At 54.8% G+C, this 23,360-nt stretch carries 21 protein-coding genes; 5 read left to right on the plus strand and 16 right to left on the minus strand.

The genetic code is table 11. The features are described 5' to 3' along the window. Positions 1-273: 273 nt before the first annotated feature. From ACLTX1_RS03670 to ACLTX1_RS03680, 3 genes are all read left to right on the plus strand, one after another. Positions 274-2,823 (plus strand): YfhO family protein, encoded by a 2,550-nt coding sequence (locus ACLTX1_RS03670; RefSeq protein WP_412330475.1) that lies wholly within the window; start codon positions 274-276, stop codon positions 2,821-2,823. After that, positions 2,813-3,805, plus strand: a complete 993-nt coding sequence (locus ACLTX1_RS03675) for a glycosyltransferase family 2 protein (RefSeq protein WP_176819707.1) — start codon at positions 2,813-2,815, stop codon at positions 3,803-3,805. The genes ACLTX1_RS03670 and ACLTX1_RS03675 overlap by 11 nt, the downstream gene beginning before the upstream one ends. A 92-nt stretch (positions 3,806-3,897) precedes the next feature. Next, on the plus strand, positions 3,898-5,457 hold the full coding sequence (locus tag ACLTX1_RS03680) for a glycosyltransferase family 39 protein (protein ID WP_412330476.1): 1,560 nt from the start codon (positions 3,898-3,900) through the stop codon (positions 5,455-5,457). An 86-nt stretch (positions 5,458-5,543) separates the two neighbouring features. Here the strand turns inward: ACLTX1_RS03680 and fucO are convergent, their stop codons facing one another. The 5 genes from fucO to ACLTX1_RS03705 all read right to left on the minus strand — a co-directional run bounded on the left by fucO (position 5,544) and on the right by ACLTX1_RS03705 (position 11,524). Beyond that, positions 5,544-6,692 (minus strand): lactaldehyde reductase, encoded by a 1,149-nt coding sequence (gene fucO / locus ACLTX1_RS03685; RefSeq protein WP_412264194.1) that lies wholly within the window; start codon positions 6,690-6,692, stop codon positions 5,544-5,546. 93 nt (positions 6,693-6,785) lie between these two features. Then, the gene (rhaD, locus tag ACLTX1_RS03690) at positions 6,786-7,607 is read right to left on the minus strand and encodes a rhamnulose-1-phosphate aldolase (RefSeq protein ID WP_316686724.1); all 822 of its coding nucleotides are present in this window, start codon (positions 7,605-7,607) and stop codon (positions 6,786-6,788) included. A gap of 14 nt (positions 7,608-7,621) precedes the next feature. Beyond that, positions 7,622-8,896: an L-rhamnose isomerase gene (locus ACLTX1_RS03695; RefSeq protein WP_412264196.1), complete on the minus strand. Its 1,275-nt coding sequence runs from the start codon at positions 8,894-8,896 to the stop codon at positions 7,622-7,624. Then, complete coding sequence (gene coaBC / locus ACLTX1_RS03700; protein WP_176819703.1) at positions 8,893-10,089, minus strand: bifunctional phosphopantothenoylcysteine decarboxylase/phosphopantothenate--cysteine ligase CoaBC; 1,197 nt, start codon at positions 10,087-10,089, stop codon at positions 8,893-8,895. Before coaBC ends, ACLTX1_RS03695 begins: the two co-directional genes overlap by 4 nt. A gap of 46 nt (positions 10,090-10,135) precedes the next feature. Further along, positions 10,136-11,524: a rhamnulokinase gene (locus ACLTX1_RS03705; RefSeq protein WP_412330477.1), complete on the minus strand. Its 1,389-nt coding sequence runs from the start codon at positions 11,522-11,524 to the stop codon at positions 10,136-10,138. A 264-nt stretch (positions 11,525-11,788) separates the two neighbouring features. Between ACLTX1_RS03705 and ACLTX1_RS03710 the strand changes: the two genes are divergently transcribed. Further along, positions 11,789-13,303, plus strand: coding sequence for an alpha-N-arabinofuranosidase (locus tag ACLTX1_RS03710; protein ID WP_412330478.1), 1,515 nt, complete (start codon positions 11,789-11,791; stop codon positions 13,301-13,303). Positions 13,304-13,428: 125 nt separating this feature from the next. On the opposite strand, the gene ACLTX1_RS03715 is transcribed toward ACLTX1_RS03710, so the two are convergent. From ACLTX1_RS03715 to ACLTX1_RS03725, 3 genes are read right to left on the minus strand one after another with little or no spacing between them, the layout of a single operon-like run. Then, a complete protein-coding gene (locus ACLTX1_RS03715) occupies positions 13,429-14,391 on the minus strand; it encodes an AraC family transcriptional regulator (RefSeq protein WP_412330479.1) in 963 nt (320 codons plus the stop codon). Next, positions 14,392-15,039, minus strand: a complete 648-nt coding sequence (locus ACLTX1_RS03720; protein ID WP_412330480.1) for a hypothetical protein — start codon at positions 15,037-15,039, stop codon at positions 14,392-14,394. Continuing rightward, positions 15,036-15,806: an exodeoxyribonuclease III gene (locus ACLTX1_RS03725; protein WP_412330481.1), complete on the minus strand. Its 771-nt coding sequence runs from the start codon at positions 15,804-15,806 to the stop codon at positions 15,036-15,038. The genes ACLTX1_RS03720 and ACLTX1_RS03725 overlap by 4 nt, the downstream gene beginning before the upstream one ends. A 96-nt stretch (positions 15,807-15,902) precedes the next feature. Here ACLTX1_RS03725 and ACLTX1_RS03730 point away from each other — a divergent pair, with 96 nt between their 5' ends. Then, positions 15,903-16,430 (plus strand): peptidylprolyl isomerase, encoded by a 528-nt coding sequence (locus ACLTX1_RS03730; protein ID WP_308448582.1) that lies wholly within the window; start codon positions 15,903-15,905, stop codon positions 16,428-16,430. Between the two features lie 65 nt (positions 16,431-16,495). Here the strand turns inward: ACLTX1_RS03730 and ACLTX1_RS03735 are convergent, their stop codons facing one another. The 8 genes from ACLTX1_RS03735 to ACLTX1_RS03770 all read right to left on the minus strand — a co-directional run bounded on the left by ACLTX1_RS03735 (position 16,496) and on the right by ACLTX1_RS03770 (position 23,208). Beyond that, positions 16,496-17,800, minus strand: a complete 1,305-nt coding sequence (locus ACLTX1_RS03735; RefSeq protein ID WP_308448695.1) for a thymidine phosphorylase — start codon at positions 17,798-17,800, stop codon at positions 16,496-16,498. 19 nt (positions 17,801-17,819) lie between these two features. Next, a complete protein-coding gene (gene cdd / locus ACLTX1_RS03740; RefSeq protein WP_308448581.1) occupies positions 17,820-18,254 on the minus strand; it encodes a cytidine deaminase in 435 nt (144 codons plus the stop codon). Further along, positions 18,244-18,969, minus strand: coding sequence for a purine-nucleoside phosphorylase (gene deoD / locus ACLTX1_RS03745; protein ID WP_308448580.1), 726 nt, complete (start codon positions 18,967-18,969; stop codon positions 18,244-18,246). Before deoD ends, cdd begins: the two co-directional genes overlap by 11 nt. A gap of 30 nt (positions 18,970-18,999) precedes the next feature. After that, entirely contained in the window at positions 19,000-19,443 is a 444-nt protein-coding gene (locus tag ACLTX1_RS03750; protein ID WP_308448579.1) for an 8-oxo-dGTP diphosphatase, read from the minus strand. A 77-nt stretch (positions 19,444-19,520) separates the two neighbouring features. Next, the gene (locus ACLTX1_RS03755; RefSeq protein ID WP_308448578.1) at positions 19,521-20,531 is read right to left on the minus strand and encodes a sugar kinase; all 1,011 of its coding nucleotides are present in this window, start codon (positions 20,529-20,531) and stop codon (positions 19,521-19,523) included. A gap of 13 nt (positions 20,532-20,544) precedes the next feature. After that, on the minus strand, positions 20,545-21,504 hold the full coding sequence (locus ACLTX1_RS03760) for a type I phosphomannose isomerase catalytic subunit (RefSeq protein ID WP_308448577.1): 960 nt from the start codon (positions 21,502-21,504) through the stop codon (positions 20,545-20,547). 37 nt (positions 21,505-21,541) lie between these two features. Next, complete coding sequence (locus ACLTX1_RS03765; protein WP_308448576.1) at positions 21,542-22,630, minus strand: GntR family transcriptional regulator; 1,089 nt, start codon at positions 22,628-22,630, stop codon at positions 21,542-21,544. Between the two features lie 218 nt (positions 22,631-22,848). Further along, positions 22,849-23,208 (minus strand): hypothetical protein, encoded by a 360-nt coding sequence (locus ACLTX1_RS03770; RefSeq protein WP_308448575.1) that lies wholly within the window; start codon positions 23,206-23,208, stop codon positions 22,849-22,851. Positions 23,209-23,360: the final 152 nt, after the last annotated feature.

Below are 23,360 nucleotides of genomic sequence, written 5' to 3' on the forward strand. Positions count from 1 at the left end.
CCTTTCGGGAGACCCCCTAATTGGGTCTCCCGCGCAAAAACAGTCCACCGGACTGTTTGATAGCAATGCGAAGCATTGGTTTCTCCCAGTCCTGATTTTTGGGAGGCAAAAAGTTTTCGTCGTCTGCGGACGACGACTCTGGGCTTCACCCCGAGACCCCACGACCGAACCGCAGGTTCGGTTTGACCTTCATTTGAAAAAAGGTCGATCAAAAACTTTTAACCACGCTTATAAGAAACCTCATTCTAAATTCACATACAGGAGGACATTCACTTGGATACCTCAAAATCTTATGTGCGCGATGGTCGCATCCAGCAAAAGCCGCGCGGCAATTATTTCCTCTTCTCCTTCCTTTTCGGCCTCGCTTTGGCCTTTGTCATCTTTGTGCCGTTCATGATCGTAGACGGCGGCCGCTTTCTGTTCTACGGCGATTTCAATGTGCAGCAGGTGCCGTTCTACCGCATCGCGCACGATGCCATTCGTTCCGGCAACATCGGCTGGAATCATTTAACAGACCTCGGCGTCAATTTCATCGGTTCCTATTCGTTCTACCTGCTCGGCAGCCCGTTCTTCTGGCTCACCATTCCGTTCCCGGGCGAATGGCTGCAATACCTCATGGGCCCGCTGTTCATCTTAAAGTTCGGCTGTGCCTCCCTCTCCGGCTATATCTATCTGCACCGCTATGCAAAGAACCCCAACACGGCGCTCTTAGCGTCTCTCTTATACGCTTTCTCGGGATACTCGATCTACAACATTTTCTTCAATCATTTCCACGAAGCCATCATCGTGTTCCCTTTGCTCTTAGCCGCGCTCGATGAATACATGTACACAAAGCGCCGCGGCATTTTTGCGCTCATGGTCGCCGCCGCGTGCATCGTGAATTATTATTTCTTCGTCGGCATGGTGACATTCACGGTCATCTACTTCTTTGTGCGTCTGCTCTCCGGCAGCTGGCACATCACGGTCAAAGATTTCCTCCTGCTCGCGCTCGAAGCCGTGCTCGGCCTCGGCATCGCGTGCATTCTGCTTGTGCCAAGCGTTCTGTGCATCATTCAAAACTACCGCGTTTCCAATCCCATCAGCGGCTGGAGCGCCCTGCTTTATGACCGCAACCAGCGCTACATTCACATTTTGCAGTGTCTCTTCTTCCCGCCGGATCTTCCCGCACGCCCGAACTTCACCCCGGATTCCGAATCCAAATGGGCGTCCCTCGGCGCATGGCTGCCCATGTTCAGCATGGCCGGCGTCATCGGCTGGATGCAGCTGAAGCGCCGCCACTGGCTGAAAAAGATGCTCTGCGTTCTGCTCTTCATGGCGTTTATTCCCGGCCTCAACGCTTTGTTCCAGCTCATGAACGCGTCGTATTACGCACGCTGGTTCTATATGCTCACGCTCATGATGGCCGCCGCCACCATGATGGCGCTCGAAAACCCGCGTGTTGATTGGCGCCGCTCCTTAAAGTGGACAACGCTCATCACGCTCGCCATGACGCTCATCATCGGCCTCATGCCTACACTCACCAAAACGGACGGCGAGATTACCGATGTCACATTCGGCCTCGAAAAATACCCCACGCGCTTCTGGACATACGCCGCCATTGCGCTCCTCTCACTTGCACTTGTCGGCTTTGTTCTTGCATTTTATAACCGCGGCTCCCGCCCGTTCTACCGCGCCGCGTCCGTCTGTCTCAGCATCACCATCGTGCTGTATTCTGTTTTCTTCATCGCGCTCGGCAAAACACAGTCGGATTACACCTATGACCACATCATCCCCTACGCCTTAAACGGCGGCGCGGATGTCGCCATAGACGACCTGCGCGACGACAACGTCCGTACGGATTTCTACGAAAGCCTCGATAACTCCGCCATGTTCTGGGAGGTACAGTCCATTCAGGCGTTCCACAGCATCGTCCCCGGCTCGCTCATGGAGTTCTACGATTCCATCGGCGTGCAGCGCGATGTCGCTTCCCGCCCGGATACCACTCACTACGGCCTGCGCGGACTGACAAGCGTCAAGTATCTTTTTGACGACGATCACGATACCGAGTATTTCGCCGGCGAAGACTACGCCGACCCCGCCATGCCGGGCTGGATGTACTACGGCAACACAAACGGCTTTGACATTTGGGAAAACGAACATTACATTCCCATGGGCTTCACCTACGACAGCTACGTCACCGAAAAGGACTACGAAAACACAAGCGAAAGCTACCGCGAGCTTTTGATGCTCAAGGGCATCGTCCTCACCGATAAGCAGGTTTCAAAATGGGGCGATATGCTTTCTCCGCTCGATACAAGCAAACTCTCCTACACCAAAGAAACCTACAAAACAGATTGCGAAAACCGCGCAAAGCTCACCTGCGATACCTTTGAATATACAAATACCGGCTTTAACGCCACCATCTCAGCAAGCCGCGACGTGCCCGTGTTCTTCAGCATCCCGTACGAAGACGGCTGGTCGGCCTACGTCAACGGCGAAAAGGTCGATATCGAAAAGGTGAACGTCGGCTTCATGGCCATCCGCGTCAACGCCGGCACCAATGTCAAGATCGAGTTCAAATACCGCACGCCCGGCCTGTTCCTCGGCGTAGCAATCACCGTCGTGTGCGTGCTTCTGCTCGCACTGTATATGGTACTCATGCGCACGATCTTCAAAGAAGTCCCCGTGCCGCTCGCCCGCCACAATATGGTGCTGCGCCAGCTCTCCCACTATGCAAAAAAGCACGGCGCGCATTTTGAAAACAGCGGGATTATTCACATAAAACCGCGCAGTCAAACCGACCGCGCTTTGGAAAAGAAAGAAGGTTTTGATAATGACGACTGAACGTAATATTCCGGTCTTGTACCTCGTCATTCCTTGCTACAACGAGGAAGCCGTGCTGCCGGAGACCACCAAGCGTCTGACCGAAAAAATGCACACCATGATCCGCGCCGAGCAGGTCGATCCCGAAAGCCGCATTCTCTATGTCGATGACGGCAGCAAGGATAAAACCTGGGCGATTATCTCCGAATATGCTGAAGCGATTCCCTATGTGGACGGCGTAAAGCTCGCGCACAACCGCGGCCACCAAAACGCCCTGCTCGCCGGCCTCATGACCGCCATGCCGCTGTGCGACTGCGCCATCAGCATGGATGCCGACCTGCAGGATGACATTAACGTCATCGACCGCTTCGTCGAAAAATATATGGAGGGCTGCGACGTCGTCTACGGCGTGCGCAACAAGCGCGAGACCGATACGTTCTTCAAGCGCACCACCGCAGAGGGCTTTTATAAATTCATGAAGATTCTCGGCGTAGACGTCGTCTTCAATCATGCCGATTACCGCCTGATGAGCCGTCGCGCGCTCGAGGGCCTTTCCGAGTATAAGGAAGTCAACCTGTTTCTGCGCGGCATCGTGCCGCTCATCGGCTTTAAAAGCGACTATGTCTATTATGACCGCGCCGAGCGTTTCGCGGGCGAATCCAAATACCCCTTAAAAAAGATGATCTCCTTCGCGCTCGACGGCATCACGTCGTTCAGCGTAAAGCCCTTAAAGCTCATCTCCAACCTCGGCATTCTCATCTCCGTCCTCAGCATCTTCGGCCTCCTGTACGCGCTCATCTCGCACCTGTGCGGCGTCACCGTCGCGGGCTGGACAGCCATCGTCGCGTCCATCTGGCTGCTCGGCGGTCTGCAAATGCTCTGCCTCGGCGTCGTCGGCGGCTACATCGGCAAAATTTACAGCGAAGTCAAGCAGCGCCCCCGCTTTCTCATCGAAACCCACCTCAAAGCCGAACCGGAAGAAAAGGTCTTGGACGAACACTGATACGCTAACCAAACCGGATCCCGAATTGTCTCAGCAGTTCGGGATTTCTTTTCCCGCTGCTCACGGCATGTTGAGTTTAAGAGGTACATTTTATGAAAAAATTCGCTTTCGGAGCTTCCAAATTTTTCCTCGGCTCCGTTTTCGGCTGCGTTTTTGTATTGCTCCTGTTTTTTACGCAATGTACATACGCCAAAAAGCAGACATTTCTGCTCTCAAACATCGCTCTGCTTCTGTTCGGCATCCCCCTTTTTGTGCTGTTTCTGTCCCTTGACCGCCTGCAACAGGTCAAGCTTTCGTGGCATCGTCCGACCGTATCGTCCGATGTGCTCATATACTGTCTGTGTCTGCTTTTATTTTCCGCACAGCTCTATATTTCCTATAACATTTATTTCGAAACCGGTTGGGACGCGGGCCTCCTTACAGAAAACGCCCGCAATCTGATGCACAAGCAGTCGGTCGATATCCGCTATTTTTCCAACTATCCCAATAATCTGCTGTACTTTTTCTTCGAGCTGTTCGTCTTCAAGCTGAATAAATATTTCAGCATTTTCTCCGATACACAGCAGGCTTTGTGCGTCATCACCGTCAACTGCGCACTCAATACGCTTTCCTGTCTGCTCGTTTATAAAACCGCCGCGCAGCTCACACGAAAGCTATACGCTTTTTTCGGCTTTTTTCTCGCGGTACTCAGCTTTGGGCTTTCCCCGTGGAACGTCATCTGCTACACAGACGCTTTAGGGCTGATTTTCCCTATCCTTACACTCTATGTATTCATCCGTCCGGCAAAATACAAATGGCTCTCCTATGTGCTTTCCGCCATCATCGGCACACTCGGGTATTTTATCAAGCCGCAGTGTTTTATTTTGCTTATCGCCGTTTTTTTGATTGAAGGTATTTACGCACTGTCCGAAAAGCACCTGTTAAAACCGCTTCTGCTCTCACTTTTGACAGTCGCCATCACCTTTTTCGCCGTTAAAGCCGGTACAGATTTTCTGTGTTCCCACTATCACATTCAGCTCGATAACGAGCAAAGCTTCGGCATTGCACATTTCTGGATGATGGGTCTTAACCCGGAAAAAAAAGGTGTCTATTCCGCCGAAGACGTTCGCTATTCCCGTTCTTTTGTCACCGCTTCCGAGCGCACGCAGGCAAATATCGCCGTCGGCAAACAGCGTTTACAGGAAATGGGCTTTTTCGGCACGCTCAAACAGCTCGCGCAAAAAATGCTCACGCTCTATAATGACGGCACATTCGCATGGGGAAAAGAGGGACATTTCCTTCAAACCGTTTTTGATCCGCCCAATACAAAAGCCGCGCCCTTCCTCCGCAGCATCTACTACCCCGACGGCAGCCGCTACTTGTATTTCGCAACCTTCGAGCAATTCATTTGGCTCATGATCTTGCTGCTTAGCGCCGCCGGTCTGTTCAGCAGCTTCAGTCATAAGCACGCAAAAACCTTAAATATCCTGTGGCTCACTTGGATCGGTCTCACCGTCTTTGAGCTCCTGTTTGAAGTACGCGCCCGTTATTTATACACCAACGTTCCGCTTTTCTGCGTGCTTGCAGCCGTCGGCATCGAAAATATCCGCCGCCTGTTCTGCCGCATCACCGAAAAGCTCTCTGCGCGTCTTCCCGCAAAAAAATCCGTATAACCCCATAACGCACAAGACCCCCGCTCCCGGAAATCTCCGAAAGCGGGGGTCTCTATGTTTATTCGGTTACCTTAGGCAAAAAACGATTACATCAAGCTTCTGTACAGCTCGGCAATCTCCTCAACGGAGGTGTCGCGCGGGTTGCCCGGGCAGCAAGCGTCTGCAAATGCGCTTTCTGCGAGGAACTGTACGTCCTCTTCCTTCAGGATGCCCTTCAGGTTTTCCGGAATACCCACATCTTCACTCAGCTTCTTCACAGCCGCAATCGTTGCATCGGCAGCCTCTTCGGCGGTCATCGCGTCAATGCCCTCAACGCCCATGGCCTTGCCTACTGCGCGATAACGCTCGCCTGCAACGGACTTGTTGTACTCAAGGCCGGTCGGCAGAATGATGGCGCAAGCCACGCCGTGCGGGGTGTCATACAGAGCGGAGAGACCGTGTGCCATGGAGTGTACGATGCCGAGGCCGACATTCGAGAAGCCCATGCCTGCAATGTACTGACCGAGTGCCATGCCCTCTCTGCCGGCTTCGGTGTTCTGCACCGCGCCGCGCAGGTTCTCGGAAATCAGGCGAATGGCTTCAAGGTGGAACATATCGGAAATGGTGCAGGCGCCCTTCGTGATGTAGCCCTCAATGGCGTGGGTCAAAGCGTCCATACCGGTCGCAGCGGTCAGACCCTTCGGCATGGAGGACATCATATCCGGGTCAACAACCGCGATCTCCGGGATGTCGTTCGTGTCTACGCAGACGAACTTTCTCTTCTTTTCCACGTCGGTGATAACGTAGTTGATTGTCACTTCCGCAGCGGTACCGGCAGTGGTCGGCACAGCAATGGTGAACACCGCGTGCTTCTTCGTCGGCGCAACGCCCTCCAGAGAGCGAACGTCTGCGAACTCCGGGTTCTCAATGATGATGCCGATGGCCTTTGCGGTATCCATGGAGGAGCCGCCGCCAATGGTCACGATGCAGTCTGCGCCGGAAACCTTGAAGGCCTCAACGCCGTGCTGTACGTTCTCAATCGTCGGGTTCGGCTTGATCTCGCTGTAAACGGAATACGGGAAGCCGACCTTGTCCAGAAGATCCGTCACCTTCTGCGTAACGCCGAACTTCAAAAGGTCCGGGTCCGAGCAAACAAAAGCTTTTTTGTAGCCGCGCGCCTGAAGCTCCTCCGGAATCTTCTCAATCGCGCCCTTGCCGTGATAAGAAATTGTGTTCAATACGATTCTGCTGACCATAAAAAACATCTCCTAATCCCCAATACGGGAAATTTTTAACTAAGTTAATTATACACCTGTCCGCACAGATTGTTTGTAACGAAATTGTAAATATCAGTTCAAAAATTCTTCGTTCAGTTCCACGCCGAATTCCTTCGCAATGGCTCTCAAATTGTCGTCTGTAATGGTCTGGCGAATTTTACCGCCGCCCGCCGTAATAGCAAGCATATAAATTTGCGCCGCCTTCTCGATCGTGTGCATGAGGCCAAACGTAATATCGTAATCCGGTCCGGAAACGAACAAGCCGTGGTGCGCCCAAACGGCCGCGTCATATTTTTTCATCAGCTCGCTCGTCGCCATCGCAATGTCTGCGCCGCCCGGCACCATCCACGGCACCACACCCACGCCGCCGGGGAACACCACCGGGCACTCCGTGGCGCTCTGCCATAAAGCACGCGTAAAGTCGCGCGCCGTCAGCGGCATGATGTACGTCATCGCAATGAGATTCGGCGTGTGCGCGTGGTAAATGACACGGTAAGCGCCGTTCGTCGCCGCCTTGCGCACACTGTGGTTCATAAAGTGGCTCGGGAATTCGCTCGTCGGGCGCGCGCCGTTCTCAAGGCCCCACACAATGCGCCAGCTGTCGCCCGCATCGTTGATCTCTACAATACCGATGTTGTGCTCCGGGTCATCCTGCACATTGCGCAAAAACTTGCCGCTGCCCGTCGTGATGAAATATTCGCCCTTTAAGTTATCTGCCTGCACGCCCATGCTGTTCCACTCGCGCGGCGCGGTGAAAAACGGGCGGCATTGCTCCACTTCCTCCGGCTTCATGCGGTAGGTCAGGTTGCCGCCGTTTCGCTCGTGCCAGCCCTGCTCCCAGCCATCCGTGCACATGCGGATAAAACCGCGTACTGCGGGAATTTCCGTCATCATTTTTATATACCTCCTCAGCGCTTTAAAAGCACTTCGTTTTCGTATTTTTTAATTTCAGAAAGCCACGCCATGTCGTCTGCGGGGACATTCTGCTCCTTGCAGTATTCCGCCCAAACATCGCCGAACGGCATCGTTTTCAACTCCTCCGCGCGGATCATCAAAGACGTGAAATCCTGCTCGTTCTGCAGCTTCGTCAGCTCCTCCGTCGGCTGCAACAGCGCGAACAACAGCGCCTTCTGTACATTGCGGAAGCCCGTCACCCACGCGCCGATACGGTTGATGGACGCGTCAAAGTAATCGAGCGCAATCTTAACACGACCCGAAAGCCCGCCGCAGCGCACAATCTCTTTCGCAATTTCCTTTGTCTCGTCGTCAAACAGCACCACGTGGTCGCTGTCCCAGCGCACACCGCGCGTGATGTGCAGCGCAATCTCCGGGAAGAACGTCAGCATCGCCGGAATTTTATCGGATACGACCTCCGTCGGGTGGTAGTGGCCGTTATCGAGCAGCGGGATGCACTTATCTTTATTCATCGCCGCATAGCTCAGCGCAAATTCCGCACTGCCCACCGTGTACGCCTCCACCCCGATACCGAACACCTTCGATTCCACACACGGCTTCACAAGGTTAAAATCGAACGGCTCAGAGAGAATCTCGTCGAGAGACTCTTTATACAGCATGCGCGGCGTCATGCGGTCGGCGGGAATATCTTTCAGTCCGTCGCCCGTCCAGATGTTCATGATGCACGGCTGACCGAGCTCCTCCGCCAGATATTGCGAAATGCGGATACACGCCTTGCCGTGCTCCACCCAGAATTTGCGCGTCTCCGGGTTCGGGCTCGAGAGCGTCAGCGGGTCGCACTTCGGGTGCGAAAAATACGTCGGGTTAAAATCGCAGCCGAGCCCGCGCTCCTTACAGAACTTCACCCACGGCGCAAAGTGCTTCGGCTCCAGCTTATCTCTGTCCACCCAACCGCCGTTTTCTTCGGTGAAGATCGCGTAGCTCGCGTGTAAATTCAGCTTCTTCGTGCCGGGGCAAAGGCGCAGCACCTCGTCGATGTCCGCCATCAGTTCCTCCGGCGTGCGCGCACGGCCGGGGTAGTTGCCCGTCGTCTGAATACCGCCCGTCAGCGGAGCATTCGGGTCGCCGTCAAAGCCGCGCACATCGTCGCCCTGCCAGCAGTGCAGAGAGACCGGCACGCTTTTCAGCGTGTTGATGGCAGCGTCGGCGTCCACACCGCGCTCGGCATAGCGCTTTTTTGCCGCCTCATACTGTGTCATATCGTTCATCCTTTCCTAAGCGTGTTGATTTTTGTTAAAATGCGGTCTGCCGTCTCGTCTTTTGAGAGCATCGGCAACTCCTCCGTTTCGTCTTTTGTCAGCAGCGTCACCACGTTCGTATCGCCCGCAAAGCCCGCACCCTTCGTGCGCAGGCTGTTCGCCGCGATCATGTCGAGGTTCTTGCGCTCGAGCTTTCCACGCGCGTTTTCAATGAGATTCTCGGTCTCCATCGCAAAGCCGCAGAGGAACTGCCCCGCGGGCTTGTGCGCGCCGAGGTACGCCAGAATATCCTGCGTGCGCTCAAGCTCAATGCTCATGCCGCCGTCATGCTTTTTGATCTTCTCCTCGGCGACCGTTTTCGGGCGGTAATCCGCCACCGCCGCCGCTTTGATGATGACGTCCATCTTCGGCGCACGGCTCGTCACCGCGTTGAACATGTCTTCCGCAGATTCCGCTTTCACCACCGTCACAAACGGAGGCGGTTCCACGGTCATGTTTGCGCAGACGAGCGTCACGTCCGCACCGCGCATCGCCGCACGGCGTGCAAGCGCGCAGCCCATTTTACCTGTCGAGTGGTTCGTGATGAACCGCACGGGGTCGATCTTCTCCGCCGTTGCGCCCGCCGTCACGAGGATTTTCTGCCCCGCAAGGTCTTTCTCCGCACCGATCGTCTGCATGATCCAGTCAAACAGCGTTTTTTCGGAAGGCATCTTGCCCGCGCCTATATCACCGCAAGCCAAATACCCGCTGTCCGGCTCGATCACCGTGTACCCGAAGCGTCTCAGTTTTGCAAGATTATCCTGCACAATGGGGTTCAAGAACATATTCGTGTTCATCGCAGGCGAAATCAAAATCGGGCAGCGGCACGCCATCACGGTCGTCGTCAGCATGTCGTCCGCAATGCCGTTCGCAATTTTGCCGATGACATTCGCGCTCGCGGGGGCGATGAGCACAATGTCCGCGCGCTTTGCCAGCGCAACGTGCTCCACGCTGTACTGGAAATTGCGGTCGAACGTATCGATGAGGCACTTGTTGCCCGTCAAAGTCTCAAATGTAATGGGGTTGATAAAATTCGTGGCGTTCTGCGTCATCAGCACCGTAATATCCGCGTGCTGCTTTTTCAGCATACTCGCAAGCCCCGCAATTTTGTACGCCGCAATACTGCCCGTCACGCCCAGTAAAACCGTTTTACCTTTCAGCATTTTATCGTCCTTTCCGTTTTGTTTTTACTCTATTATAATACACTTTTCAGGGTTCGTAAATTTTAATTTCAAAGCTGTCCCGTATCACGTTGCGCGCCTGCTGTACGCTCGCAAGCTCGCCGTCCGCAATCATCTGCACGATGAGATTACCGATGGCCGTGCCCTCTGTCGGGCCCGCATATACAGGTAATTTGCAAGCTTTCGCCGTGAGTTTATTCAAATATTCGTCCCGGCTGCCGCCGCCGACGATATTTAAACTCGTATATACTTTGCCCGTCAGCTTTTCAAGTGCCTTTATCGTCTCGGCGTAGCTTTCCGCCAGACTGTGGTATACACAGGAGAGCATCTCCGGCACTGTCGGTTCTTTGAAGCCCTGTTTCATAAGCTCGTTTTTCACCGCTTCGCACATGCTTTTCGGCGCCAAAAAGCACTCTGCGTTCACGTCCACACGGCCCTTATAATCCGCCGCGCTCTGCGCAAGCTCCGTCAACTTATCAAAGCTGTTCTCTTCGCCGAGCTCCTGCCGCATGTTCTGCAGCATCCAAAGGCCCATGATGTTTTTCAAATACCGATAGCGGTACTCATACCCGCCCTCGTTCGTAAAATTCTGCGCACGGCTCTCGTCGTTCGTCACCGGCGCTTTCAGCTCCACGCCAATGAGGCTCCACGTGCCGCTCGAAAGGAACACCGCATTCTCATCCTTCGCCGGCACCGCCAAAAACGCAGAAGCCGTGTCGTGCGAAGCCGCAAGCCGCACCGTCAAATCAAAGCCGACCTTCTCCTTCACGCGCTCCGTCAGCCCGCCGAGCGCTTCACCCGGCTTGTGCAGCGCGCCGAAGATTTTCTCCGGCAAACCCACCCGCGCTATGATCTCCTTGTCCCATGTCTTATGTTCTGCCGAGACCATCGCCGTCGTGCTCGCATTTGTGTATTCGTTCACGGCCACGCCCGAAAGCCTGTATGTCAGATAATCCGGGATCATCAAAAGCTTTTCGGCCTTTTCAAATACATCCGGCATTTCTTTTTTCTGCGCCGCCAGCTGATACACCGTGTTGAACTTCTGCATCTGAATGCCCGTTCTTCCGTACAGCCACGCAAACGGCACCGTTTTTTCCAGCTCGTCCGGCACCGTCTCCGTGCGTCTGTCGCGGTACGCCACCGCCGGGCAGATGCGTTCTCCGTTTTTACCGAGCAAAACATAATCCACTGCCCACGTGTCCACCGCCACGCTCTCGGGCGCAGTCTCACACGCCGCAATGCCGTCTGTCACTTCGCTTTCAAGGCGGTCAATGTCCCAGTACAAACGGCCGTTTTGGTCTTCCGCCCCGTTTTTAAAACGGTAGATTTCTTTCAGCTTCAGTTTTCCGTCCTCGAGCCACCCCAAAATGTGCCGCCCGCTTGAAGCCCCAATGTCCACCGCCAAATACGTTTTCATATAAGCCCTCCGTTTTTTCGTTTACAGCAATAGTATAGCAGGAATCGTGTTCAAAAATAAGGACGCTGTTTTCACTTAAAACTATCTTTATTTTAACTTCTCTTCTGCCGCATAAAATTTTCTCCCGCCAAACTGCACAAATCCGCACTTCACTTTTCGGCACACAGCAAAAGAATTCCGCCGAAATAGGTTGACAATCCACGGCTTTCAAGCTAAAATGAACACATAAATTGTACATACAACTTCTGAGGAGAGATCAGGTCTATGGCAAAACAGGCAAAACTCACCATTGAAAAGGATTTCCAAATTTCTAAAATCGATAAGCGCATCTACGGCTCGTTCATCGAGCACCTCGGCCGTGCAGTATACGGCGGCATCTGGCAGCCGGGCCACCCCACTGCCGATGAAGACGGCTTCCGCCGCGACGTACTCGACCTCGTGCGCGAGCTGCAAGTGCCGATCGTCCGTTACCCCGGCGGCAACTTCGTCTCCAATTTCTACTGGGAAGACAGCGTAGGCCCCGTAGAAGACCGCCCGAAGCGTCTTGAGCTTGCATGGCGCAGCACAGAGCCGAATTATATCGGCATCAACGAGTTCGCAAAGTGGGCGAAAAAAGCCGACACGCAGATCATGCAGGCCGTCAACCTCGGCACACGCGGCATTGAAGCAGCGTGCAACCTGCTCGAATACTGCAACCACCCGTCCGGCACCAAATACAGCGACCTGCGCGTCAAGCACGGCGTCAAAGACCCGCACAACATCAAGGTCTGGTGCCTCGGCAACGAAATGGACGGCCCGTGGCAAACCGGCCACAAGACTGCCGACGAATACGGCCACCTTGCCGATGAGACCGCCAAAGCCATGAAGCAGATTGACCCGTCCATCGAGCTCGTGCTCTGCGGCAGCTCCAGCACGGGCATGCCCACATTCCCGGAGTGGGAAAACACCGCGCTCTCCTGGGCGTATGACAGCGTCGATTACATCTCCCTGCACCAGTACTACGGCAACCGCTTCAACGATACCGCAAACTTCCTCGCCCAGAGCGACGACATGGATCACTTCATCCGTACCGTCATCGCCACGTGCGATTTCGTCAAAGCGAAGAAGCGCGCAAAGAAAAACATCAACCTCAGCTTCGACGAATGGAACGTCTGGTTCCACGCCGATGCCACCGATGCCGACACCATGAAGAACCGCCCGTGGCAGATCGCGCCGCACCTGCTCGAAGACCACTACGATTTTGAAGACGCCCTGCTCGTCGGCCTCATGCTCATCACGCTGATGAAGCACTCCGACCGCGTAAAAATGGCGTGCATGGCACAGCTCGTCAACGTCATCGCACCCATTATGACCGAAGAAAACGGCCCCGCATGGTGCCAGACGATTTATTATCCGCTGCTCCACGCCTCCAAATACGGCCGCGGCATTGCGCTCCAGCCGGTGCTCACCTCCACAAAGCACGATACCATCGATTTCACCGATGTCACCGACGTCGAGTCCATCGCCGTGTGGAACGACGAAAAGGACGAAGTTACCGTCTTCGCCGTCAACCGCAGCCTGATGGATGACATCGTCCTCGACCTCGACCTGCGCTCCTTCGGCGATTACCGCCTCGCAGAGCACATCGTCCTTGAAAACCCGGATATGAAGGCCGTCAACACCGCCGAGCACAGCGCCGTCACCCCGAAGCTCCATACGGACAGAACCGAAAAAGACGGCAATTTCTATAAAGCGAACCTCACAAAAACCTCGTGGAATGTTTTGAGATTCGTGAAGTAAACCGAGCTTCCGAAAAGCGTAGTTAAAAGTTTCGCCCGCCTTTTCAAAGACGGCAAATTCTCAGAAATAAAGCAGCGCCGCACCCTCGTTTTCCTCATCGAGCGTGCGGCGTTATTTTATGCGTACTAACCTCTCTGCCTCAACCGATACTCCCTTGGTGTCACGCCGTACATTTCCGAAAACGCCCTGTAAAAATAGCTTGTGTTCTCATACCCCACCGCCATGATAATATCGCTCACGGAAAGCTTTGTGCCGGAAAGCAGCGCCGCCGCTTTCTCCATTCGCTTGCGCCGCAAAAGCGATTTAAACGTGAACCCCGTCGTGCTGTGTACCGCCGCGCTGAGGTACGAAATCGTCACACCGTACTTTTCCGCAATGTCCGTCAAGCTCGCCGTGCGGTAATTTTCTTCAATCTCCCGCAGCGCCGTCATCACAAGTGCGCTGTGATCGCCCTCGTTTTCGCTCGCCGCCAGCTTATCCGTGCAGTTCAGAAGCTCCAAAAACAGCAGCGCCATCGTGTTTTGCGTAATGCGTCTGCGGTTTTTCGTGTCGTTCACAAGCGTCCAAACGAGATTTTCAACGAGATTCTGCACCGGCAGCACATCCGCAACTCTAAACAGTAAAAAATCCGAGCCCCCCGCGCGGCTGATGCTGTTCGCGATGAACCGCCCAAGTGCGTTGTCCGCGCCGATGCGCTCCAACGCCGTATCAAAAAACTGCGGCAGCACAATGAAATTCACCGCAATGTCCTCATATTCCGCACGTTCTATCCCATGCGAAGCGCCGCGCCCCAAAAACAGCAGCTCGCCCGCATGTACGGTGATAGGCTCGCCGCCGTTGATGCGGTGCACCGTCTTGCCGGAGCACATGTACATAATTTCAATATAGCTGTGCGCGTGTCTGGGGAACGGTGCAAACCGCGTGTGCGCGCGCACGGAGATGAGCCGCCCGCGCTCCAAAAGCTTCTCGCTGTCCACCGTAAACACCGCCCGCGCCGTGTACGCCGCCTTGTCCACCGCACCGCCGTCCAAAATGCGCTGTTCCTCCGGCGTGATGACCCGTAGCCTGCGCATGAGTTCCTCGGTCATTTAGAGGATCAGCTCGCTTTCGTAGTATTTTTCCTGAAAATCGAGAATTTTCAGGATTTCCTCCGCCGTGTAAACGCCGGTCTTTTCCGCCGCCACCCACTTGTCTTCCACGTCGTTAAAGCGATGCACCACTGCGATCACCACGCCGTCAAAGGTTTTAAGCGGCTCCGTTGGGCCCAAAATGTACACGTCCTGCTCGGCGTTATCCCCCGCCATCACGCCCGGCACATAGCCGTAGTTCACGGGGTAGATCATCTCCGGATAGCGCGGGTGCGCAGAGCCAAGCGGCCTGTCCGTCACGCAGTGCACGGGCTTTCCGAGCACATTTTTGTAATTCTCCCGCGTCCTGTGCAGCGCATTTAGGCGCGCATCTTCTTTTTCCTGCCACGCTTCGCGGGTAAGCTTCTCTCCGTCCACCGTAATCTCTTTCACGCCGTTGTTTTCAAAAATCATCGCCGCAGCGCTTTCCACCGCTTCCGTACGCTCGGTGGAAAATTCACCGAAGTCCGTCATGACTTCCACCGTATCACCCTTTTCGGTGCAGATCATCGTGCCGTATTCGTTTTTATATTTCTTGTGCACCGCGCGCCAGCCGTTCGCCGAAGGCATCATCAAAAGCGTCGGTGTCTTTTTCTCCTTAAAAATCATGCGTTTTCCTCGCTAAAATTCAAGATGAGCTCCACCGGGCAATGGTCGCTGCCCATCACGTCGGAGAGGATCTTGCTGTCCGCCAAATTCTTTTTCAGCTCCTCCGTGATGAGGAAATAGTCAATGCGCCAGCCGACGTTCTTTTCTCTTGCCTTGCCCATATACGACCACCAGGAATACGCGTCCTTTGCATCGGGGTACAATTCGCGGAACGAATCCACAAAACCCGCCGCGAGCAGTTCGGAAAACTTCCCTCTTTCTTCGTACGAAAATCCCGCGCCGCCGATGTTCGGCTTTGCGTTTTTGATGTCGATGCGCCTGTGTGCCACATTCATGTCGCCGCACACAATAACCGGCTTCGTTTCGTGCAGCCTTTCGAGATACGCGCGGAACTTATCCTCAAACGCCATACGAAAATCAATGCGCACAAGCTCTCTTTGAGCGTTCGGCGTGTACACGGTCACAAGGTAAAACTCCGGGAATTCCGCGCAGATCACGCGCCCCTCGCAGTCAAACTGTTCGTCGCCGATGCCATACGTCACATTAAGCGGCTCTGTTTTTGTAAAGATTGCCGTGCCGGCATACCCTTTTTTCTCGGCAGAGTTCCAGAATTCCGTGTACCCCGCAAAATCAAAATCCGCCTGCTCGCGCTGCATTTTCGTTTCCTGCAAGCAGATAACATCGGGGTCTTCCGCCGCTAAAAAGTCATTAAAGCCCTTTGTCATGCAGGCGCGCAACCCGTTTACGTTCCAAGAAATCAACTTCAAAGCAAAATCACTTCCAATTTCAAATTAAATATGGTATACTGAATTCTACGAACGGTCTTTCTTCCCGAAAGACCTCTATGAAAGGAGTTATTCGGTATGCAGAATCCTATTGTTACTTTCGAGACCACCCGCGGCACCATCAAGGCGGAGCTTTACCCCGAGATTGCGCCGAACACGGTCAACAACTTTATTTCCCTCATTCAGAAGGGCTTTTATGACGGCACCATCTTCCACCGCGTCATCCCTGGCTTCATGATCCAGGGCGGCGACCCGGAAGGCACCGGCATGGGCGGCCCCGGCTACGGCATCAAGGGTGAGTTTGCTATGAACGGCTTCAAGAACGACCTGAAGCACACCACCGGCGTACTCTCCATGGCAAGAAGCCAGCGCCCGAACAGCGCAGGCAGCCAGTTCTTCATCATGGTCGATAACGCTCCGCATCTCGACGGCCAGTATGCCGCATTCGGCAAGGTTACCGAGGGCATCGATGTCGCACAGGCCATCGTTTCCTCCCCGCGCGATTGGTCTGACCGCCCGCGCGAAGATCAGGTCATGACGAAAGTCACCGTCGAGACCTTCGGCGTTGATTACGACGAGCCCGTCACCGGCCCCGAGCGCGGCTGATTTTAACCGCAAACGTTAAAACCGAACGCACAGAAACCGTACCTTTTCAGGTGCGGTTTTTTATTTTACTCTACCCTTGCCAGTACAAGTGAACATTCTTCTGTTTTCTCGTCGCCGTAGCGGAACGCCCCGTGCAGCACGCTTTCCGCGTCGCGGCACTTTTCTGCGCTCGCACCGTACAGCTCGGCGATCACCTCGCCTTTTTGTACCGCGTCGCCCACCGTCTTTTTCAGCACGATGCCCGCGCCGTAGTCGAGCATATCGTCGGCCTTCTCGCGTCCGGCGCCGAGCCGCACGCTTGCCATGCCCACCTGCTCCGCGTTGATATGCACCACATACCCGCTGCGCGGCGCGCACACGTCTTTTCTCACCGGCGAAAGCGCAAACCGCTCGGGTTCTCTCAAGTACCGCACATCCGCGCCCTGCGCCTCGGCCATTTCGCAGAATTTCTCAAACGCTTTGCCCGTCTCCAGTGCCGTTTTCGCTTTCTTCCGCGCGTGTTCAAGGCTCTCCGCCTGCTCGCCGAGCCAGATCATGTTTGCCGCAAGCTCCAAACACTCTTCCGTAAGGTCTTCCGGCCCGCGTCCGTGCAGCGTCTCCAAAACTTCCAGCACCTCCAAGGTGTTGCCCACGGCGTGCCCAAGCGGCCTGTCCATATCGGTGATGAGCGCCGCCGCGCGCCTGCCGGAAAGCTTCGCGATCTCCACCATTTCCTCGGCGAGCGTAATCGCGTCCTCCGTTGTCTTCATAAATGCGCCGCTGCCCGTCTTCACGTCCAGCAAAATCCGCTCTGCGCCGGAGGCGATCTTCTTGCTCATGATGCTCGAAGCGATGAGCGGCACGCTCTCCACCGTCCCGGTCACGTCGCGCAGCGCGTAAAGCTTCTTGTCCGCCGGGCACAGCTCGCCCGTCTGTCCGATCATCGCGCACCCGATCTTATTGATTTGCGCTGTAAATTCCTCCGGAGAAAGATCGATCCGCATACCGGGAATGCTCTCAAGCTTATCCGCCGTGCCGCCCGTGTGTCCAAGCCCGCGGCCGCTCATCTTGGCAATCTTCACCCCGCACGCCGCGCAAACAGGCACAATAACCATGCTCGTCTTGTCACCCACGCCGCCCGTGGAATGCTTATCCACCGTCACGCCGTGTATCGCGGAAAGGTCGGCCATGTCGCCGGAATGCGCCATCGCCAAGGTCAGCTCCGCCGTCTCCTCGTGCGTCATGCCGTTTAAATAAATCGCCATCAAAAGCGCCGAAAGCTGATAGTCCGGGATACTCCCGTCTGTGCACCCGCGCACAAAATATTCAATCTCGTCCTTTGTCAGCGTCCCGCCGTCCCGCTTTTTGCGGATAATGTCCAAAATATGCAGCACAAAATCACCGCCTTTTTTACCGCTTCGCTTTTTCGCCCAGAACGTCTCTCGGCGAAAAGCTCTGCGGCAGCAAATCCTTTAATGTGTAAACCTTTTCTTCACCGGGCTTTGCAAGAATGATCACAAACGCGTCCCCGCAAAATTCCCGCATCACCTGCCTGCACACGCCGCACGGCGCGCAGAAGTCTTCGGGCTCCTCGCCCGCCTTGCCGCCCGCGATTGCAACAGCGACGAAATCTCGCTCGCCCTTTGCAATCGCCGTAAAAAACGCCGTGCGCTCCGCACAGTTCGTCGGCGTAAACGCAGCGTTTTCAATGTTCACGCCCGTGTATATTTCACCGCTTTTCGCAAGCAGCGCCGCGCCCACCGCAAAACCGGAGTATGGGCAGTACGCTTTTTTCCGCACATTAAGCGCCGCTTCCGAAAGCTTTTTTATGACCTCATTTGTCATGTCCGTCCACCGCCTCAGAGGCAACCGCCAGCGCTACCTCCATCATCTGCGTGAACGTCTTCTGTCTCTCTTCGCTCGAGGTCGATTCCCCCTTCAGCGGCAAGTCGGATACCGTCGTGATGGAAAGCGCCTGCTTGCCCGCGCGCGCCGCCGTCATATACAGCGCCGCCGTCTCCATTTCCACGGCCAGAACGCCCATTTTTTTCCATTCGGCGGTCTCATTTTCACAGTCGCCGTAGAAAATATCGCTCGTCACCACGTTGCCGACGCGATAACGTAAGTTCTTCTCCCGCGCCGTCTGCACCGCTTTTTCAAGCAGTTCAAAGCTCGCCGTCGGCGCAAATGTGCCCGGCAAACGGTACTGGTGCGCAAAGTTCGAGTCCGTGCACGCGCCCATCGCCAATACTAAATCGCGCAGCTCCACGCCGTCCGCAATGCCTCCCGCCGTACCGATACGAATGATCGCTTCCACATCGTAGCAATGATACAGCTCGTAGCTGTATATGCCCATAGAAGGCATACCCATGCCGCTGCCCATTACGGAAACACGCTTGCCGTTATACAGGCCCGTATAACCCAGCATTCCGCGCACCGTATTAAAGCACACGGCATTTTCCAAAAACGTCTCCGCAATGAATTTCGCTCTAAGCGGGTCGCCCGGCATCAAAACCACCTTTGCAATATCGCCCTTTTTTGCTTCGTTATGCGGTGTCATAAACCTTTCCTCCCAAATTTAAATTTCAAATCATGCAAAATGCGTTTCGCCGTCTTTACAATAAACTTCACTGCATTCCGGCGTCTCAAAAACGTGCACTAAGCCCTCAAAGTTTTCCGCCGTCTGGTGCTCGAAAAGCTCTGCCCGCGGCAGCCAGAACGCATCTCCCTCCTCAGAGCCGTGCAGCTCGCCCGAAAATTGATCCGCGCGGAACAAAAACACGATAAACCTCACGCCGTCGTCAAGCCAAAACTGCTTCACGCCGCACAGTGTCGGGTTTTGAACGGTCAGTCCGGTTTCTTCCCGCACTTCGCGCACGACCGATGCCGTGATGGATTCCCCCGCTTCCACATGCCCGCCCGGGTAAACGATACCCGGCCAGTTCGGGTTAAGACGGTTCTGCACGAGTACGTTGCCCTTGCCGTCCTCCACCATGCACATGTTTGTCAGCTCCACCGTTTCTTTTCTGCCCATTTTTCTCACTCCCTAAATAGCACAATGCCGCGCAGAACAAACCCTCATTTCCTGCGCGGCACCGTTAGTATTAGAATTTACACAATGCCCGCTTTTGTGATGGTCTCAAGCTCCGCACGCGTCGGCAGACCCTCATTGTCGCCCCGGTGCGTAATCTGTATCGAGCCGATTACCGTGCCGCGCGCCGCAGCCTCCTGTAAGGACATGCCCTCCGCCACAGCGGAGAGGACGCCCGCCGCAAAGCCGTCGCCCGCGCCAACCGTGTCCACAATTCTTTTCACCGGGAATGCCGGCACCGTGCCGTGCTCGCCGCCCGTGGACCAGTACGCGCCCTTGTCGCCCAGCTTCACAATCACGCTGTCTACGCCGCGCTCGTGGTAAAACTCCGCAATACCCTCCGGCGTGTCACGCTTTGTGAGAATTTTGCCCTCACTAAGGCCCGGCAAAACGAGGTCTGCTTCCTGTGCGAGGCTGTTCAGCGTGCGCACCATCTCTTTTTCGTCCTTCCAAAGCTGCGGGCGCAGGTTCGGGTCAAACGAAATAAACATATCCAGCGCCTTCGCGCGGCTCATCAATCGTTTCACCGCGTCCAATGCCGACTTCGACACCGCCGGAAAAATACCCGTCACGTGCAGAAAATCACATCCGTATAAGTCGAGCTTATCGATGTCATGCGTCGAGATCTGCGAAGCCGCGCTGTTTCGCCGGAAATACGCGATCTTCGGGTCGCCCGCCTCGGTCCTGCCTTTCATCATAAAACCGGTCGAAGCCGTGTCCGTCACGGTCACAAGCGCGTCGGAAACGTGGTTGCCTTTCATGCTCTTTAAAATGCGTTTGCCCACCGGGTCGTCGCCGAGGCGCGTGCAGTACAGCGCTTCATGGTCAAGGCGGGAAAGTCCCACCGCCACGTTATATTCCGCACCGGCCACAGCCGCCGAAAAGTGTGTCACATCCTCCAGCTCGCCGAACTCCTCCGCGATGAAAAGCCCCATCGGCTCGCCGACCAGCACAATGCGCCCGCGCACCTCGTCCTCCGGCTCGTCCACAGCTTTCTGCAGTTCAGCTTCGTCTACAAACTCCATCTTCATAGCGTTTTCCCTTTTAAACCGTCGTCTTCACCACCGTGCAGTGGCCATTAATCTTAATTTTGCCGCTGCCGGCCGGTACAAACAGGCTGTCCGCCGGCTTGAACTCCACTTCGTTCTCGCTGCCGACAACCTTGCCGCTGCCCTCCGTCACAACAAGCGACGCAAACGAATCGCCCGCCACATCAATTTCGACTTCGCCGTCCACAACATATTTCTCCGTCGTAAAGTACGGGCAGGAAGCCAGCGCGCACTTTGTGCCTCCGGGAATCTCCTCCGGCTTGCCCTGCTTGTCGGATGTATCGCTCGGGGTCAGCTTGGAAACGTCAATGGCTTTATCAATATGCAGTTCACGCAGCTTGCCGTCCGCACCACGGCGGCCGTAGTCGTACACGCGGTATGTCGTGTTGGAATTCTGCTGAATTTCGCAAATGAGAATTCCCGCGCCGATTGCGTGGATCGTACCGGACTGAATGAAGAACACGTCACCCTTCTTCACGTCGGCCTTGTAGAGCACATCCGTCAGCGTGTTGTCTTCAATGCGCTTTTTGAATTCCTCTTTCGTCAGCGCACGGTTCACGCCGAAGTACAGCGAAGCGCCCGGCTCGCAGTCCACAACGTACCACATCTCGGTCTTGCCGTATTCGCCCTCCACGCGCAGCGCATATTCATCGCTCGGGTGCACCTGCACGGAAAGCGGCTGCTTCGCATCGATGAACTTGATAAGCACCGGGAACTCCTTAAACTTCGCACCGTTCACACCGAGCGCCTTCGCACCGACTTTTTCCAAATACTCGCCGAATTTCAGCCCGTCGTATTCACCGCCGTCTATCACGCTCTGGCCCGCCGGGTGCGTAGAAAGCTCCCAGCTCTCCGCAACCTTTTCATAGTCGCACTTTTTGCCGTAAACGTCGCGCAGCTTTGTGCCGCCCCACAGATAGTCCTTAAATGCCGGGGATAATTTCTCAATCTTCATATCCATTCGTTCCTTTCAAACTGTTTTATATCAAAATTTATCGTCTTGTCGATTCTTTCTCGTGCAGCGGCATATCGAGCACAAGCGGCTGCTCCGGGTCGCTGCTGCGCAGCATGTGGATGAGCTTATTCGCCGCGGCTCTGCCCATCTCCACCTTCGGGTGCACAAAAGAGGTAATCTTCACCGGCGAGTATTCCGAAATGCTCGAATCGTCAAACCCGATGACGAGAACATCCTCGGGCACGCGCACATTGTGCTTCTGTAAGAGGTCAATCACCCCATACGCAATCTGGTCGTTGTAGCACACAATGCCGTCACACCCGCGCAGGCGCTCAAACATGTAGTCGCTGTTGTCGGGGCGAAAAAGCCTGCTGCGCTCGGCCGTCGTGTACCAAACCACATTGTCGTCGCCAAGGACGCATCCGTTGTGGATAAGCCCCTCGGAAAAGCCCGCGTAGCGCCCGTGGCCCTGCATGTCGTCAGATTTAAACACGCCGCCGATACGTCTGCATCCCTTTTCAATCAAGAGGTCGACCGCCTGCAAGCCGGCCTTGCGGTCGTCCGTCACCACGTAAACGGAATCGGGTAAATCGCGGTAATAGCTGTTGAAAAACACCACCGGCACACCCATTTTTTCAAGCCTGCGGTAAAGCTCCACGTTCGGGTTCGGGAACGCCGTCTTCGTGCCCTCCACAATCACTCCGTCCACGCGGCGGGAGATGAGCGACTGCAAAATGCGCGCTTCCTCCTCCACGTGGTTGTTCGTCACATTCAGGGTCAAATCATAGCCCGCGTTCGTCAGCGTCTCCTCAATGCCGCGGATGATCGTCGGAAAAATATAGTCGGAAATATACGTCGTCACAATGGCGATGCTGTTGCCGCGCGGCGTGCGTCGGCTCTCGGAGCTGATATACGTGCCGCTGCCGCGTCTGCGTTCAATGAGCCCCTCCTGCTCGAGGACGGAAAGCGCCTGCCGCACGGTCTGGCGGCTGTACCCGAACTGATCGGAAAGCGTGTTTTCAGATTCCATGCGTTCGCCGGGCTCATATTCGCCGTTTTTGATCTTCTCCTTGATGGTATCCACCAGAAAGCGATATTTCGCAGTTTTCTTTTCTGTGTCTGCCATGTCATCGTTCCTTTCAAAAAGGATACCTGTTTGCACAGGTTCAATACAACCTTATTATAAAAAGCCGTACAACTTTTTGCAATACCTTTCGCAAAATTTGTACGGACTTATTTTCAAGATATTTTGCAAAAGCACCGGAAAGTACGAAAATTTTGAGGAAAAACGCCGCCGCACAGCCCAAAAAGCCATGCAGCGGCAAACATTCCATTTCTTCACTTTCAGCCGAGCATCGCATTGATTTCCGCAAGCACACGCTCATACGCTTCGTTCAGCTTTGCGGCTTCCTCTTCCGTGCCGTCCAGCTTCGCCGTTTCGTACTCTTCAAGCAGCTCCGCAGCATCCTGCTGCAAGCGGTCAAGCGTATCTGCGCTCACAGCGTTTTCGATCTCCGTCTCGACTTCCTGCTGTTCCGTCAAGCCCTGCGCCCAATCCGTCTTGGTGTCCGCTTCTGTCTGACGCACTGCGGTAGCATTCATGGCATCCGGGTCGGTCACGTTCGCCTCCGTTTTCGGCGGCACAGCACACGCGGTCAGCAATCCCATCAGTAAAACAAGTAAAATTACAACGGTTCTTTTCATAGCAAATTCTCCCTTCCTCATTGTACCGGAATCGCTTATATTAAAACCATCGGACTCAACTCCTTTATTTAACTAAAGTATACTGTATTCAAGTCTTTTTGTCAATAATTTTACACAGATTCATTCGTATAATCCCTGCATTTTTGTACTTT

Origin of the sequence: Hominenteromicrobium sp. (assembly GCF_046974225.1) — a bacterium.
Classification (GTDB): domain Bacteria; phylum Bacillota; class Clostridia; order Oscillospirales; family Acutalibacteraceae; genus Hominenteromicrobium; species Hominenteromicrobium mulieris.